Source organism: Ruegeria sp. AA3, from assembly GCF_056542905.1.
In genome coordinates, this window is record NZ_JBQGAQ010000001.1 from 792,970 (window position 1) to 808,669 (window position 15,700).

Consider the following 15,700-nt stretch of genomic DNA (forward strand, 5'->3'; position numbering starts at 1 on the left):
TAAACCGGCTGGGGCAAGGCGTCAACGCCCCTGTTTCACCTTTTGAATAATACCCATCTCACCCGGCCACGGCCCGCAGAAGGCGTTTACGCGCGGCTGGAATTGCGCTGATTTCAAGTCCTGTGAACACATGCAACGTGTTCATCTGGCGATCCACGACCGCGTGATCACTGACCCACCCGCCCATCATCAGATAGGTGCGCAGCAATGGCGGCATGCGCAGCATCGCCAGTTTTGCATTTGGTCTGCGACGCAACCGTGTGGCAAACCGAAAAACATCGGGTGCCTTGACCCTTGGCAACCACCGTTTTGGGGCCAAATGCTTGTCTTTGAGCATGGCAAAAGCATCCAGATACTCAACCGTCTCAGTCCCCGCAAAGGACGAGCAGCCAAAAAGCATTTCGACCCCGTTCTGGTCGACATATGCCGTCATTGCCCCCCAGGCGACACGCAAAATATCCGGATCGTGCCGGTCAGGATGAATACAGAAACGACCCATCTCGACCATTGGCCCAGTAAAGCCACGCAGCGCCGACAGGTCATAGAACTGAGCCGAATAACTGCGCCCTACTTCGTCACCGTCCTGCATCGTCAGCATGCGGAAGCAGCATACCAACTCTCCATTGGTGCGCATGTCCTCGATCAGCATGTGGTTACAGTGCTCATCAAAAGCATCGCCATCCAGATCCTCGGTCGCGAAGGCCAGCGTCCGCAGCTTCTGTGCCTCGGCCACATCACACGCGGTTTGTGCTAAGCGCGCTTGATAACGGCCCTTCTCCAACAAAACAGCCATGGTCGCATCCTCCTGCGGTGGCTGACCGGTCAATCATCTGAAACACTTATATAGTGCATGTGACCGTCATATGACCGCCACACCGCCCCTACACAGCTTAGTTACTGACTGACCCCCGGAATGTTCGCCGGATTGAAGTTGCCGATATTACCAAGAAGCTGACGCAGGAAGCCTTTGTCCTCAACATTGGAATCGGTCACACGGCGGTCGAGGACAATGACATAGCCATCTTCCAGACCAAACCGCTCGATATTGCGGACGACACCGCGTTGGTCGAAGCTGATTGCGACCAACTGGCGCGAAACGACCTCGGGCTTTTTCGGTCCATAGTGACGAATTCGAGACGCGACGTAGTAATAACCCGAATCCCGTACAACGCCAGATGCCGTTGGCGCACCGATCGTTTCTTCGACGCTTTCGCGCGTGTCGACGCCGACTTTGATCTTGGCCAGATCCTCCGGCGGCGGCACATAGCCGTGATTCTTGAAGATCGGCGAACACGCGCCCGCGACTGCCAAACAGACAGCAAAGACAAGCGTTTTCGATGCTGGTTTCAGCCTGTTCACACCCTTCAACATTGACACCCTCTTGCCATGGCCCCTTGCGGACCCTATCCGATTACAGAAACCGGCGCTCCGGTTCAACACAGGAAAGACTCAACTATGAGCAACCAAACATCATTACGGGTGGCTGACCTGCCCCAGAACGCTGCAACCCCGTTTGAACTGCGCCCAGATAGCGACACGCTTGAACCGATCAAACGGGAGCTCGGCCTGCTGGGGCTGCGCAAGTTGAGCTTTGTCGGGCAGCTAAGCGCCCAGGGCAAACGTGACTGGCTTCTGAAAGGCAAACTTGGTGCGACGGTGATCCAACCCTGCGTCGTAACGCTTGAACCCGTGACAACCCGGATCGACACGCCAGTCACTCGCGTGTTTCTGGCGGATTGGACCGATCCGGACGAGCCTGAATTCGAAATCCCAGAAGATGACGAGACCGAACCATTGGGCGCTGAAATTGATCCGGCGCAGGTTATGATCGAAGCGTTATCACTTGCGTTGCCGCAATATCCCCGCAAGGACGGTGCCGAACTTAAGCAAGTCGACTATACTGAGCCCGGAAAACAAGCGATGACCGACGAGGATGTCAAACCCTTTGCGGGGCTGGCTGACCTGCGGGATGCGTTGAAAAAAGACGAGTGACAGGCAAGGGATTTCCTGTCATAGCAGGCGGCCAGAAAAACCGCTTGAACATGGCGAGAATCGCAGTATTTTCGCGCGCTCATTGGAATTTGGGTTGGACATTGCGGGGCAAGCCCCTTAAACGCGCGTCAAACCACGAGAAAACAAAGTACGTAACCCGGCTGACAGCGAATCTATCAGCCCATATCAGACAAAGGTTGAGACCATGGCCGTCCAACAGAACAAAGTTTCCAAGTCGCGTCGCAACAACCGCCGCGCACACGACGCTCTGGTTGCTGCAAACCCGAACGAATGCCCGAACTGCGGCGAGCTGAAGCGCCCGCACCATGTTTGCGCATCCTGCGGTCACTATGACGATCGTGAAGTCGTCGCTCAGGCCGACGAAATCGACCTGGACGAAGACGCGGCCTAAGCCTGATTGGACGCAGGCCAAGGCATGACGGATCAGCCCACGCAAACCGGACGGATCATCATCTCGGTTGACGCTATGGGCGGAGATTCGGGCCCCGCCGTCGTTGTGGCGGGTATTGCCAAGTCTGCGGACAAGAACCCGAAGATCGGGTTCATCCTGCACGGCCAGGAACAGGAATTGCGCAAGCTGGTTGCCAAACGACGTGTCCTTGATGGGCGCGTCGTTTTTCGTGATTGCCCCGACGTCGTCACGATGGAGGACAAGCCCAGCCAGGTTGTCCGTAGCGGCAAGAACACATCGATGTGGTCGGCGCTGGAAGCGGTGCGCGCAGGCGAAGCGCATGGCGCGGTGTCCTGCGGCAACACTGGCGCATTGATGGCAATGTCGATGCTGCGGCTGCGCAAGCTGCCGGGTGTAAACCGCCCTGCCATCGCGATCCTGTGGCCCTCGCGTAATCCACACGGGTTCAATGTGATGCTGGACGTGGGCGCGGATGTACGTGCTGATGCCAAGGATTTGCTGCAATATGCTCTGATGGGTGCTTCATACGCGCGCAACGGTATGGCGCTCAGCCGCCCCCGTATCGGTCTGCTGAACGTCGGAACTGAAGAGCACAAAGGCCGCGCCGAATTGAAAGAGGCGCACGCCATGATCTCGGACTTTGCCGATCAGGCGAATTTTGAGTTCGTGGGCTTTGTCGAAGGCAGTGATATCCCCGGCGATAAGGCTGACGTGATCGTCACAGACGGTTTCACCGGCAACGTTGCGATCAAAACCGGCGAAGGCACCGCGAACCTAATCGGTGATCTGCTGCGCGAGGCATTCAAATATTCGCCCCTGTCCCGCTTGGCATCGATTCTGGCGATCACATCGCTAAACCGCCTTAAAAAGCGGATCGATCCGCGTCGCGTAAACGGCGGCGTGTTCCTCGGGCTGAACGGAACCGTTGTGAAATCCCACGGCGGAGCAGACGCGACAGGCGTTTCGGCTGCGGTCAAACTTGCTTTCACTTTGGCAGAATCCGGCTTTGCCGAAAAATTGGCGGCACGGGTTGCATCAACTGCCGCACTTGCACAAGATGCGGCCCATTCCGTGTCTCAATCGGAATAATAACAAAAAAGGCAGTACCCCAGCATGGCAGGCCGCTCAGTTGTTGTAGGTGTCGGACATTATTTGCCGGAGCGCGTTGTACCAAACGCCGAATTCGAAAAAACACTGGATACGACGGACGAATGGATTCGCACCCGGTCCGGTATCGAGCGACGGCATTTCGCTGCCGAGGACGAAACCACATCCGATCTTGCCACCAAAGCGGCCGAGGCTGCGCTGACCGATGCCGGACTGACGGCAGATGATATCGACGCGATTGTGCTGGCAACCTCGACGGCTGATCTGACATTTCCATCGGCTGCGACTATGGTGCAGGCGCGGCTGGGTATGACCAAAGGATTTGCGTTTGATGTGCAGGCCGTTTGCGCCGGGTTCGTCTTTGCACTTTGCAATGCCAACGCTCTGATCCTGTCTGGACAAGCGAAGCGCGTGCTGGTGATCGGAGCCGAGACATTTTCGCGAATCATGGACTGGACCGACCGGTCCACCTGTGTGCTGTTCGGCGATGGCGCAGGCGCACTTGTGCTGGAATTACAGGATGGGCAAGGCACTTCTGATGATCGCGGCATTCTTTCCACCGACCTGAACTCGGACGGGCGATACAAAGACCTGCTTTATGTTGATGGCGGGGTTTCGACCCAATCAACCGGCCACTTGCGGATGCAGGGCAATCAGGTCTTCCGCCATGCCGTCGAGAAGCTGGCCAAAACCGCCGAAGTCGCGCTTGAGCGAGCGGGCCTCACCAGCGACGATGTCGACTGGATTGTGCCGCATCAGGCCAATATCCGCATTATTCAAGGCACTGCCAAGAAGATGGGCCTGCCGATGGAAAATGTCGTTGTCACCGTGCAGGATCATGGAAACACCTCCGCTGCGTCGATTCCCTTGGCCTTGTCGGTGGGCAAGAAGAACGGCCAGATCAAAACCGGTGATCTAATTGTAACTGAAGCGATCGGCGGCGGTCTGGCATGGGGTGCGGTTGCCCTACGCTGGTGATGGGCGCAATCCGGCTTACGAAGCCGCCTGCAATTCATTGATATTGACAGTGAATTTCGCATCGCCATATGCTCGCTCATCAACAGGGGAAAAAGTATGGGCGATAAAACACTGACCCGAATGGATCTGAGCGAGGCCGTCTTTCGTGAGGTCGGCCTGTCACGCAATGAAAGTGCGCAGCTTGTCGAAAGCGTTCTGAACCACATGTCCGACGCGCTGGTGCGTGGCGAGCAGGTCAAGATTTCGTCTTTCGGTACATTCAGCGTTCGGGACAAAACCGCCCGCATCGGACGTAACCCCAAGACCGGAGAAGAGGTTCCGATCCAGCCGCGCCGCGTGCTGACTTTCCGCCCGTCGCACCTGATGAAGGATCGCGTCGCTGCAGGGAACCGCAAGTAAGTTCAGGACAGTTTGGTTATGAGTAAGTCCCCCGACGCCTTTCGCACCATTAGTGAAGTTGCGGACTGGCTAGGAGTTCAGGCTCATGTTCTGCGCTTTTGGGAAAGCAAGTTTACGCAGGTAAAGCCGGTAAAGCGTGCCGGTGGGCGGCGATACTACCGCCCGAATGATATGCGATTATTGGGTGGCATCAAGAAACTGCTGCACGAGGATGGCACCACCATCAAAGGCGTACAGAGAATCCTGCGGGAACAAGGCGTTGCACACGTTGCTTCACTTTCACCGAGCCTGGATGACAGCCCGCCCGTTTCGCCTCCGAATGACACGGTTGTTCCGTTTACCGCAGCATCCTCGGCGCAGCCTGCGAACCAGATTAACATGGATCTCGGCGAACCCGGCCAAGCTCCGGCACCAATAAAGCCCGACATTAGCGACCAACCCAAGCTGCAACCTGATGCAATGGACGCCGCTCCACTTATGGGTGGAATAGCATCATTGGCATGGAACCGGGCAGAGTATGACGACAAGCTTCTGCACCAAATTGCACCGATTGCAAAAGACCTGCGCCGTTGGCTGGATCGCGTTGAAAACCGGGCGGCGGGATAGCAAAAAAGGCGATGATTTCCTCTTGCCCCTGCCGGGAAAGTCTTTATGAACACCTCAACGTCGGGCTATGGCGCAGCCTGGTAGCGCGTCCGTCTGGGGGACGGAAGGTCGCAGGTTCGAGTCCTGCTAGCCCGACCAAATCACACCGACGTTTATGGCACACAGGCCAGATCCCGCTCTGGCAGCAGAGGGGATCGAAATGACAGGTGTTTGCCCAAATCAGCAGCTTGAGGCGATGATCGCGCGTGGTGAGATTACTGCAAGCCCGGACATCATCCCTGCGCAGGTGCAGCCCGCCAGCCTTGATCTACGTTTAGGAACAGTAGCTTACCGGGTACGTGCCTCATTTCTGGCAGGCGAAGGACGGTCTGTTGCAGATCGTCTGGCCGAGTTTGAAATGCACCGCATCGACATCACCGAAGGCGCGGTTCTGGAAAAAGGTTGCGTCTATCTGGTGCCGCTGATGGAATCGCTCGCCCTCCCCGATGACGTCAGTGCGGTGGCCAATGCCAAAAGCTCGACCGGGCGGCTGGACCTACTGACCCGTACTATCACCGATGGTGGTACCGAGTTCGATCGGGTCCCCGCTGGATATACTGGTCCTCTATATGCCGAGATCTGCCCGCGCTCTTTCTCGGTTTTGGTGCGCCCCGGAATGCGGTTGAATCAGATCCGTTTCCGCAAGGGTCAGGCTGTGTTGAGCGACGTCGAACTGTCCGCGTTGCATAGTCAGACACCGCTGGTCGATGGCCCAGCCGTGATTCAGGACGGTCTGGGATTCTCGGTCGATCTGCAGCTACCCGATACCGACCTAGTTGGCTATCGCGCCAAACCACACACCGGGGTGATCGATCTGGACCGGATCGGCGAATACGACCCGCAGGAATACTGGGAAGAGGTGCGCACCAAAGACGGACGCATCATCCTCGACCCCGGCGCGTTCTACATTCTCGTCAGCCGCGAAGCAGTGCATATCCCACCGATGTATGCCGCCGAAATGGCCCCCTATCTGGCCATGGTCGGTGAGTTCCGGGTGCACTACGCCGGTTTCTTCGACCCGGGCTTTGGTCATGCCGAAGCGGGCGGCGCAGGATCGCGCGGCGTGTTGGAAGTGCGCTGCCACGAGGCGCCCTTTGTGTTGGAGCACGGACAGGTCGTCGGGCGTTTGGTATATGAGAAAATGGCTGAGATGCCGACGCAGCTGTATGGCGCGGGCATTGCCTCAAACTATCAGGGGCAAGGCCTCAAACTGTCTAAGCATTTTAAGGCCGTAGGCTAACAATCAAAATTTCATGAAGCGGCGCATCTGCCGAGTTACCTGTTTCATCTGCTTGACGCTCTGCTTCTGGCGCCCAGCCGCATCGCGCATTTGACGATTTGCTTCGGAATCACTTTGGGTCTCTGACGGCCCCGGTTTGCGACCGGCCCGGCTCGCCATATCAATACCCTTGTCGACCCCACGGTTCACAAGGCGGCGCAAAACCTGACGCACGATCATGTCAATGATCCGATTGGCATTCATTGGTTCAACTCCGTTTCCCGCGCACTACAATAGGCATGTTCTGTGCCAACAAAAGGGCTGTTTGATCACTCTTCCTCGAACAGCTCGGTCTGATCTTCGTCTTCATCCTGATCCTGCCCTTCACCCAACGGCACTGTGCCTGGAGGCGGCCGGTTTTCCAACAGCCCCGCCGCGCGCAGTTCTTTCAGACCCGGAAGGTCACGGGCGTTTTCCAGACCGAAATGATCCAGAAATTCGGGCGTTACCACAAATGTAACTGGACGGCCCGGCGTCATGCGGCGGCGCCCCAGCCGAATCCACTCCATCTCCAGAAGCTGATCGATGGTGCCACGCGAGACGGAAACGCCGCGGATTTCTTCAATCTCAGCCCTTGTGCAGGGTTGGTGATAGGCAACAATCGCCAACGTTTCGATGGCTGCCCGGCTCAGCTTGCGCGTCTCAACCGTTTCTTTCTGCATCAGGAAACCCAGGTCGGGGGCAGTTCGGATCGCCCAGGCCTCGCCAACGCGCGCCACGCGCACTCCGCGCCCTTCGTATCGTTTCTGCAGCAATTCAACGGCCTGCGCAGCATTGCTGCCATGCGGCATCCGCGCCTCAAGATCAGCAATCGTCACCGGTTCTGCACTGGCAAATAACACGGCCTCAACCATACGCTCCTGTTCGGCCAAGGGCGGCGCTTCAAACAGAGTGCCGGTCTCTTCTGGGGCGTCAGTCACGTTTTTCGGTCCTCTTACGCAGATGGATCGGTGCAAAGGTCTCGCTTTGCTTCATCTCCATATGTCCTTCTTTAACCAGCTCCAGCGAGGCCGCAAAGGTCGCGGCGGTGGCCGAGCGGCGGCGCACCGGATCGGTGTCCCAACCTTCGGGCAGATAGGTCTCCATATCCGTCCAGGCACCGGCAAAACCAATCAGAGGGCGCATCCGTTCCAACGCCTGTTCCATCGTGAAGACGGCATCGCGGTCCATCACAAAGGGTCGGAATTCGTCTCGGGTGCGGATACGCGCATAGCCCTGCATAAGGTCTAGCAGCGTGGCAGAATAGGTCACGGTGCGGATACGGGTGACATCCTCGCCCTGCCCGCGTTTGAAGAAGTCACGACCCAGCTGATCGCGCGCCATCAGACGCGCAGCGGCATCGCGCATGGCCTGCAAGCGTTCCAGCTGGAATGCGAGGTGTGCGGCGAGTTCTTCACCCGAGGGGCCTTCGTCATCCGGGTCGGGCGGCAGCAACAGGCGGGATTTGAGGAAAGCCAGCCAAGCGGCCATCACCAGATAATCCGCTGCGAGTTCAATGCGCAGCTGACGCGCCTTTTCGACAAAGGTCAGATATTGCTGCGCCAGCGCCAGAACCGAGATTTTGCGCAGATCCACCTTTTGGGTGCGAGACAGGGTCAGCAGCACGTCCAACGGGCCTTCAAACCCGTCGACGTCAACAATCAGCGCTTCGGCTGCAAGCCGATCCGCGACCGAGACCGGGTCTTCGCTGAAAAGGTTATCCTGCATATACCTGCCCGCCCATTAGGGCAGATAGTTCCGCTTCGGCGGCTTGGATGTCAAGTTCCTGTGGCGGTTGCCGCCGAGCTAACGCCCGATCTGCGCGGGCTTGTGCCGCATCTGACATCTGGCCGGCGGCTTCAAGCACCTGAGCACGTTCTTCAAACGCGCCGTTGCAGTGCAAGGCCACATCGCATCCGGCGTCCAGCGCCTGGCGGGCCAGGTCGGCGGGCGTGCCGTTGAGCGCTTTCATGGTGATATCGTCGGTCATGATCAGACCATCAAACCCAATGTGTTCCCTGATCAATGTCATCATTCCGGCAGAAATGGTCGCAGGTCTGGGATCAATCTGGTCATAGACCAAATGCGCCGTCATTCCCATTGGCAGGTCGTTGAGCGCGCGGAACGGTGCAAAATCTGCCTCTTCTAGTGCTTTCAGCGAAAGGTCCACATGCGGCAGGTCGTGATGACTGTCGAGCGTTGATAAGCCATGGCCAGGCATGTGCTTCACAACCGGCAGTACTCCTCCGTCCAAATGCCCGTTAGCGACGGCACGGCCAATCGCAGAAACTTGTTCGGGATCAGATCCATAGCAGCGGTTCTTCAGAAACGTGTGTGTGTTGTCGCGAGCCAGGTCAACCATTGGTGCGCAGTTGCTGTCGATGCCCAGCTCCAGCAATTCATGCGCGATCAGCCGATAGCGCAGATACATCGCACGCTCGGCTTGATCTCCGGCACGCGCGACATGATCCAGCGGCGGCATCCATTCACGGGCTAAAGGTCCGCGCAGACGTTGCACGCGGCCCCCTTCCTGATCCACGGTGATCAGGCAATTTCGACCAACAGCCTCGCGAAAGTCCTCGCACAGGGCGCGGGTCTGGTCGGCAGTTTCGATGTTGCGGGCAAACAGAATGAACCCGAACGGGTTCATCTCTTTGAATAATGCTTTCTCATCCGGCGTCAGGCGCAGCCCTTCGGCATCGGTGATAACCGCGCCAAATCTCACCGGACGGCGACCGGGATACAGTCTGCACCCTGCGCAACCAATGCGGCGCAGAACTGGCGTGAGTCGCTCAGATCATCAAACCCCATGACCCGCAAGCGATAAAAAGTGCGGCCCCCGCTTGAGGTTTTCTGGATAACGCGCTGTTTTCCATCCATATACTCACCGAACTGACCGTTCAAACGCGCCCATTCCGCTTGCGCCACATCGGCGCTTTCATAGGCCCCAAGCTGAGCCAGACGCGTGCCTTTGGCCAGCGTATCCGGGTCTACATCCAGACCAACGGCAGCCTTTACGGCCGCGTTTATTGCAGCCTCGGTTGCGCTGCTGGACGAGATTGTGCTGGGAGTTGCACGAGCTGGGCGCACATGCGGACGTAGCGAACGCCGCACTCCGGGCAGTGCTGCAATCTTCGGGTCAGGCTGTTGCGCGGCATAGTCCGCCGGATCAATCGCGGGCTCTTCCTCGGGGGTAACCAGCGAGGCCAGCTGCACACCCTGCTCTTGCTCCTGCGCGGGCACAGGTGCGGCGAGCCCTTGGGCCAAAGCCTGCATGACTGCCTGATCCGTGGCGGGCTCTTCAACCACATGTACGGCATTCGTCGCCTCAAGCGTCGCCATCGGTGTGTCTTCATCCGTCAGCGACACAGGGCGTGGTGCCAGAATGAGCCGATCTGCCGGAGGTGCAGCGGTTCCAACTGCGGCGACCGCATTCACCGCCAGCCCCTGGTGATCCGCAGGCGTACCGCCGGGATTTTCGGGTTGCACGCGCATCGGCCCGTCGGCAGCGCGCACAACCGGCACACCGCTAACGTCGCGCATGATCAGCTGGTAGCCCCAGACGCCAACACCTGCGACCAGCGCAAGAGACGCAACCGCGCCAAGCACGTTCACAATTCGACCAAGCCCAGCCCCTGCGCGCGGCGCATCGTCATAGCCATAGCTTTCGTCAGGATAGTCATACGCATCTGCAGAATGCGTTTGATTCGAGTATTGCATCTGCTCGGAGCTGTTCTGCCCCGAGTAATCGTAACGTGCCATATCCGCCTCACCGCCCGTTTCACGCCTTACAAAGATGGCGCGCGGGTCATTTCTTGCCTACCTCGTACCGGCGGTTCGGGCGATATTGTTTACCGCATCTCCTGCGCCGGGGTAACGCCAAGAATACCCAAGCCCGCTGAAATCACAACAGAAACAGCGCGTGCCAATGCGATTTTCGATTGGCTTGTGGCAACATCGCCATCCTGGATAAAGCGCAGCTGAGTTTCGTCATTGCCTTTGTTCCACAGCGCATGAAAATCCCCTGCCAATTCATAGAGATAGAATGCGACCCGGTGTGGCTCGTTGGTACGCGCAGCAATTTCCACCAGCCGTGGCCACTCCGCTAGCTTCTTGGCAACAGTCAGCTCAGAGGCGTGATCAATCTTGCCCAGATCGGCCCCTTTAAGGGTCGCATCATCGGCCGCGATCCCGGCTTCGGCCGCGCGGCGCAGTACACTCATGACGCGGGCATGGGCGTATTGCACGTAGAACACCGGGTTCTCGCGGCTTTGTTCCAGCACCTTGTCGAAATCGAAATCCAGCGGCGCGTCGTTCTTGCGAGTCAGCATAACGAAACGGGTCACATCCGGCCCGACCTGATCGACCACATCGCGCAGGGTGACAAAGTTCCCTGCCCGTTTGGACATCTTGAACGGCTCGCCATTCTTCCAAAGCTTCACCAGTTGCGTCAGCTTGATATCCAACGGCACCTTGCCATCGGACAGCGCCGACACTGCCGCCTTCATCCGTTTGACATAGCCGCCGTGGTCCGCACCGAACACATCGATCAACGCGTCAAACCCGCGGCTCACCTTGTCGTAGTGATAGGCGATATCGGGGGCAAAATAGGTCCAGCTGCCATCCGACTTCTTGACCGGGCGATCGACGTCATCCCCGTGTTCGGTCGACTTGAACAAGGTTTGCTCGCGCGGCTCCCAATCCTCGGGCTTCTTGCCCTTGGGCGGCTCAAGCACGCCTTCGTAGATCAGGCCCTTGTCGGTCAAAGACTGCAGCGCCGCCTCGATCCGACCCGTGCCGTAGAGCGATTTTTCTGAGAAGAAAACGTCCATCTCAACGCCCAGCGCTTTTAGATCGGCGCGGATCAGGTCCATCATCGCATCGGTTGAAAACTCACGCAGTGCTTCCAGCCATTCGCTTTCCGGCTTGTCGATCAGGCTGTCACCATATTTCTCTTTCAGCGCCTCGCCAATCGGGATCAGGTAGTCGCCAGGATACAGGCCCTCAGCGATCTCCGGGCTCAAACCATTCGCCTCGCGATACCGTTCATAGGCCGACCGCGCCAACACATCCACCTGCGCGCCGCCATCGTTGATGTAGTATTCGCGGGTCACATCATGGCCCGAATAGGCCAGCAGGCTTGCCAGCGCATCACCGAACACAGCCCCCCGCGTGTGGCCCACATGCAGCGGGCCGGTCGGGTTGGCCGAGACATACTCCACGTTGACCTTCTGACCATGCCCCATGGTCGAACGGCCATAATCGGTGCCTTTTTCCAGCACCGCAGCCAGCACGCCCTGCCAGACCGAAGGCGCAAGCCGCAGGTTTAGAAAGCCCGGGCCCGCCACCTCGGCGCTGGTGATCCGGTCGTCTGCAGACAGCTTGCCTGCCAGCACATCCGCAATGTCCCGCGGCTTCATCTTCGCCGGTTTCGCCAGTACCATCGCCGCATTGGTCGCCATGTCGCCATGCGCTGCATCGCGCGGAGGCTCAACCGCCACGTTGTCAAAGCTCAATCCCTCTGGCAGCGCGCCTTCGGACTGCATCTGCGCCAGCGCGTCCAGTACAAGGCCGCGGATCTCGGAAAACAGGTTCATTTCGGATGTCCTTTTACTTGTCGCGGGGTTTAACACGCATCGCGGCAAGGTCAATGGACGCCCTTAGTTTGTACTTGGCATAACGCACAGGCCGGGTAGTTTCGGGCCTGACGCCACACACGCCCCGGAGATCCCCATGTACCGCGCTCTGCCCTTAGTCCTGCTTCTATCTGCCGCCATACCCGCATGGGCCGAACTATCGACGCCCGAAGGTCACGTCATTCTGACACTGGGTGGCGCCGTCGATGAGACCAACCTGCCCGCACGAACAGAAAATGACGGTGGCCTGTTCGGTTACCTCGAAGTCACGCACGCAGGAGCGGCCGGGTTCGACGCAACCATGCTGGAGGGATTGGAGCAGATCGAGATCACTATCCCCTATGGCCCGCCAGAGAGCCAGCGCGACTATATTTTTTCAGGCCCACTGCTGTCCGAAATAATGAAGTTGGCCGGAGCAGAGGGTAAATCCGCCCTGCCCATGGCAATGGACGGCTATCAGGCGGAAATCCCTTGGCAGAGCATCAAAACACATCAACCGATTGTAGCCACCCATGCGGACGGCGTGCCCATGGGAATCGGCGGCTATGGCCCCACAATGATCGTCTTCCCTCCAACCGATGATGCAGAATTGGCTCAGATGCAGGCCAGCCAACAAGTCTGGGCCATTGCCTATATCGCGATTGAATGATCTCCGGTCAGGCGGGCATGGTCCTGCAGCGCAAACCTGTCCGTCATACCCGCGATATAATCCGAGACGATCCGCGCCAACGCCGTTTCGTCAGCCGCCGCCTCGATATCGCCATGCCAGTGCCCAGGCATCTGCTTCGGGTCGGCAAGATAAATCGGAAAGAGCTCTTCGACCACCTTGCTGACCTTGGTGCGCACTTGCATCACGCTTGGTGCGCGATACATACGTGAAAATAGAAACGCCCGGATTTGTTTGAGCTGAGCCCATAACTCATCTGAGAACTGAATGACCGGATAGCCCAGATTCCGAATATCCTCGACCGATTGCGCCCCTGAGGAAGCGATCAACGCGCGCGACGTGTCAATAACATCCGAGACCATCACGCCAAAAACCCGCCGCAGCGCTTCATGGCGACGCCGGTATGGGTCCAGACCCGGATATCTGCGATCGACTTTTGCAAAACAGGCATCGATGATGGGAAGTTGCTGAATGTCGTCATCGCTGAACAGACCAGCGCGCAACCCATCGAACAGATCGTGATTGTTATAGGCTATGTCATCAGAAAGCGCGGCCACCTGCGCCTCGGCGCTCGCGTGTGTGTTAAGTTCGAGATCAAAGCCCTGATTGCACTCGGCCAGCGCCCATGGCAATTCGCCTACGACGGGACCGTTATGCTTGGCGATGCCCTCCAGACATTCCCAGGTCAGATTGCAGCCGTCGAACTCGGCATAGTGGCGCTCAAGTTTGGTTACGATCCGAATGGCCTGTGCGTTGTGGTAAAAACCGCCATAGGGCTCCATCAACGCGTGCAAGGCATCCTCACCCGTATGACCAAAAGGCGTGTGCCCAAGGTCGTGCGCCAGAGCGACCGCTTCGGTCAGCTCCGGGTTCAACCCCAAAGCGCCAGCAATCGTCCGCGCCACCTGCGCAACTTCGATTGAGTGGGTCAAACGAGTACGATAGCTGTCACCTTCGTGCTCAACAAAGACCTGTGTCTTGTGCTTGAGCCTCCGAAAGGCACTGGCATGAATGATCCTGTCGCGGTCACGCTGAAAGCATGAACGAAAGCTGCTCTCTTCTTCCGGCACCAATCGCCCCCGCGCGCGGCCCGGATCCGAGGCAAAACCCGCTCTGTCCAATGGTGTTGTCCTTGTCGCCTGTCTTCAGGTTTCATATATTGTACGATGCTAAGGAAATAAACCTTTGGAGACCGGCATGAATCTGCCCCCAATAGTTACAGAACGCGCCTTTGATCGCTTGGCCGAGATTGGCGCCGCAGATCAGGGCCAGGCCCTGCGCGTCGCAGTAGAGGGCGGTGGATGTTCAGGATTTCAATACGAAATTGCGCTGGATAAGCCTAAGGAAGACGATTTGGTATTAGAGGGCAAAGGCCAGAAGGTTATCGTCGACTCGATCTCTCTGCCATTTCTGGAAAATGCGGTGATCGATTTCACACAGGAACTGATCGGTGCGCGCTTTGTTATCGAGAACCCCAATGCCACATCTTCCTGCGGCTGCGGTACATCTTTCTCAATGTAGCCAAAGTGGGGGCTTTGCCCCCACACCCCCAAGGTATTTCTAGCCAGACGAAGTGGGATCCGCTCTCTGACCGTTAAGGCCAGAGAGCTTCACCTGGCACGGTCATCGGCGCCTCCGCCTGTACCGCATAATCATTATTTTCAAGTATGGTTAAGAATCCGTTTCTTTATCTGGCCCAAAATACCTCGGAGCGCGAGGCAGAGCCTCGCTGGCCCGTTCTGTTCCTTGCCGTCAGGTGCAATCTGCGCGATAGGTTGCGGATGGCACCGGAGGATCGCGCATGAAAATCGCCACGTTCAACATCAACGGGATAAAAGCTCGGGCCGAGGCGCTACCGCGCTGGTTGGATGAGGCGCAGCCGGATGTCGTTTTGCTGCAGGAAATCAAATCGATTGATGAGAATTTCCCAAGCGAGATATTCGAAGAACGCGGATATAACGTGGAAACGCACGGGCAAAAGAGTTTCAACGGCGTCGCAATCCTTTCGAAACTGCCGTTGGAGGATGTCTCCCGAGGCCTTCCCGGTGATGACGACGATGAACAGGCCCGTTGGATCGAAGCGACTGTCATCGGGAAAAAAGCTCTTCGCATCTGTGGGCTGTATCTGCCTAACGGCAATCCGGTGCCGGGGCCGAAATATGACTACAAGCTTGCGTGGATGGAGCGTCTCTATGAACGCGCGCGTGATTTGCTGGCCACTGAAGAGCCCGCGCTGATGGCCGGGGACTACAATATCATTCCGCAAGCCGAGGACGCAAAACGACCCGACGCCTGGCGCGAGGACGCTCTTTTTCGGCCCGAAAGTCGCGCTGCATTTCGAAAAATCTTGAACTTAGGCTTTACTGAAGCCTTCCGCGCTCGCACGCATGGTCCGGGTCATTATTCGTTCTGGGACTATCAGGCCGGTGCGTGGAACAGAAACGACGGGATTCGGATCGATCACTTCCTCCTGACTCCGCAAGCAGCAGATCTGATGCGCGATTGTCGGATCGATTTCGAGATTCGTGGGCACGAAAAACCTTCGGACCATGTGCCGGTTTGGGTCGATCTCGATCTCTGATGGA

The 15,700-nt window shown here is 57.8% G+C and carries 19 protein-coding genes and 1 tRNA gene; 11 read left to right on the forward strand and 9 right to left on the reverse strand.

Annotated elements, in window-relative coordinates; genetic code table 11:
- Positions 1–58 precede the first annotated feature (58 nt).
- Positions 59–793, reverse strand: coding sequence for a GNAT family N-acetyltransferase (locus tag ACR0JR_RS03955; RefSeq protein ID WP_480455079.1), 735 nt, complete (start codon positions 791–793; stop codon positions 59–61).
- A gap of 101 nt (positions 794–894) precedes the next feature.
- Positions 895–1,371: an outer membrane protein assembly factor BamE gene (locus ACR0JR_RS03960; protein ID WP_170470812.1), complete on the reverse strand. Its 477-nt coding sequence runs from the start codon at positions 1,369–1,371 to the stop codon at positions 895–897.
- A gap of 84 nt (positions 1,372–1,455) precedes the next feature.
- On the opposite strand from ACR0JR_RS03960, the gene ACR0JR_RS03965 reads away from it, so the two are divergent.
- The 8 genes from ACR0JR_RS03965 to ACR0JR_RS04000 all read left to right on the forward strand — a co-directional run bounded on the left by ACR0JR_RS03965 (position 1,456) and on the right by ACR0JR_RS04000 (position 6,794).
- On the forward strand, positions 1,456–1,992 hold the full coding sequence (locus ACR0JR_RS03965) for a YceD family protein (RefSeq protein ID WP_480455080.1): 537 nt from the start codon (positions 1,456–1,458) through the stop codon (positions 1,990–1,992).
- 205 nt (positions 1,993–2,197) lie between these two features.
- On the forward strand, positions 2,198–2,404 hold the full coding sequence (rpmF, locus tag ACR0JR_RS03970; protein ID WP_008756996.1) for a 50S ribosomal protein L32: 207 nt from the start codon (positions 2,198–2,200) through the stop codon (positions 2,402–2,404).
- 24 nt (positions 2,405–2,428) lie between these two features.
- The gene (plsX, locus tag ACR0JR_RS03975; protein ID WP_010440567.1) at positions 2,429–3,514 is read left to right on the forward strand and encodes a phosphate acyltransferase PlsX; all 1,086 of its coding nucleotides are present in this window, start codon (positions 2,429–2,431) and stop codon (positions 3,512–3,514) included.
- Between the two features lie 24 nt (positions 3,515–3,538).
- Positions 3,539–4,510, forward strand: a complete 972-nt coding sequence (locus tag ACR0JR_RS03980; protein ID WP_480455081.1) for a beta-ketoacyl-ACP synthase III — start codon at positions 3,539–3,541, stop codon at positions 4,508–4,510.
- A gap of 96 nt (positions 4,511–4,606) precedes the next feature.
- Positions 4,607–4,909 (forward strand): integration host factor subunit alpha, encoded by a 303-nt coding sequence (gene ihfA, locus ACR0JR_RS03985; RefSeq protein ID WP_008755922.1) that lies wholly within the window; start codon positions 4,607–4,609, stop codon positions 4,907–4,909.
- Positions 4,910–4,927: 18 nt separating this feature from the next.
- Positions 4,928–5,515 (forward strand): MerR family transcriptional regulator, encoded by a 588-nt coding sequence (locus ACR0JR_RS03990; protein ID WP_480455082.1) that lies wholly within the window; start codon positions 4,928–4,930, stop codon positions 5,513–5,515.
- A 61-nt stretch (positions 5,516–5,576) separates the two neighbouring features.
- Positions 5,577–5,653: transfer RNA gene (locus tag ACR0JR_RS03995), tRNA-Pro, on the forward strand.
- Between the two features lie 61 nt (positions 5,654–5,714).
- Positions 5,715–6,794, forward strand: coding sequence for a 2'-deoxycytidine 5'-triphosphate deaminase (locus ACR0JR_RS04000; RefSeq protein ID WP_480455192.1), 1,080 nt, complete (start codon positions 5,715–5,717; stop codon positions 6,792–6,794).
- A 3-nt stretch (positions 6,795–6,797) separates the two neighbouring features.
- On the opposite strand, the gene ACR0JR_RS04005 is transcribed toward ACR0JR_RS04000, so the two are convergent.
- The 6 genes from ACR0JR_RS04005 to argS form a co-directional block, all read right to left on the reverse strand.
- A complete protein-coding gene (locus ACR0JR_RS04005; RefSeq protein WP_480455083.1) occupies positions 6,798–7,037 on the reverse strand; it encodes a hypothetical protein in 240 nt (79 codons plus the stop codon).
- A gap of 65 nt (positions 7,038–7,102) precedes the next feature.
- Positions 7,103–7,753 (reverse strand): SMC-Scp complex subunit ScpB, encoded by a 651-nt coding sequence (scpB, locus tag ACR0JR_RS04010; RefSeq protein ID WP_480455084.1) that lies wholly within the window; start codon positions 7,751–7,753, stop codon positions 7,103–7,105.
- A complete protein-coding gene (locus ACR0JR_RS04015) occupies positions 7,746–8,540 on the reverse strand; it encodes a segregation and condensation protein A (RefSeq protein ID WP_480455085.1) in 795 nt (264 codons plus the stop codon). Before ACR0JR_RS04015 ends, scpB begins: the two co-directional genes overlap by 8 nt.
- Positions 8,530–9,537, reverse strand: a complete 1,008-nt coding sequence (gene nagZ, locus ACR0JR_RS04020) for a beta-N-acetylhexosaminidase (RefSeq protein ID WP_480455086.1) — start codon at positions 9,535–9,537, stop codon at positions 8,530–8,532. The genes ACR0JR_RS04015 and nagZ overlap by 11 nt, the downstream gene beginning before the upstream one ends.
- Entirely contained in the window at positions 9,534–10,574 is a 1,041-nt protein-coding gene (locus ACR0JR_RS04025) for an SPOR domain-containing protein (protein WP_480455087.1), read from the reverse strand. Before ACR0JR_RS04025 ends, nagZ begins: the two co-directional genes overlap by 4 nt.
- A gap of 89 nt (positions 10,575–10,663) precedes the next feature.
- A complete protein-coding gene (gene argS, locus ACR0JR_RS04030; protein ID WP_480455088.1) occupies positions 10,664–12,409 on the reverse strand; it encodes an arginine--tRNA ligase in 1,746 nt (581 codons plus the stop codon).
- Positions 12,410–12,545: 136 nt separating this feature from the next.
- On the opposite strand from argS, the gene ACR0JR_RS04035 reads away from it, so the two are divergent.
- Positions 12,546–13,097 (forward strand): putative pterin-binding protein, encoded by a 552-nt coding sequence (locus ACR0JR_RS04035; RefSeq protein ID WP_480455090.1) that lies wholly within the window; start codon positions 12,546–12,548, stop codon positions 13,095–13,097.
- Here the strand turns inward: ACR0JR_RS04035 and ACR0JR_RS04040 are convergent.
- Entirely contained in the window at positions 13,079–14,236 is a 1,158-nt protein-coding gene (locus ACR0JR_RS04040; RefSeq protein ID WP_480455092.1) for a deoxyguanosinetriphosphate triphosphohydrolase, read from the reverse strand. The two genes, ACR0JR_RS04035 and ACR0JR_RS04040, sit on opposite strands and share 19 nt — an antisense overlap.
- Positions 14,237–14,312: 76 nt before the next feature.
- Here ACR0JR_RS04040 and ACR0JR_RS04045 point away from each other — a divergent pair, with 76 nt between their 5' ends.
- Positions 14,313–14,636 carry a HesB/IscA family protein gene (locus tag ACR0JR_RS04045; RefSeq protein WP_480455093.1) on the forward strand — a complete coding sequence of 108 codons (324 nt, stop codon included), beginning with the start codon at positions 14,313–14,315 and terminating at the stop codon, positions 14,634–14,636.
- 280 nt (positions 14,637–14,916) lie between these two features.
- The gene (xth, locus tag ACR0JR_RS04050) at positions 14,917–15,696 is read left to right on the forward strand and encodes an exodeoxyribonuclease III (RefSeq protein WP_010440595.1); all 780 of its coding nucleotides are present in this window, start codon (positions 14,917–14,919) and stop codon (positions 15,694–15,696) included.
- The last annotated feature ends 4 nt before the right edge of the window (positions 15,697–15,700 follow it).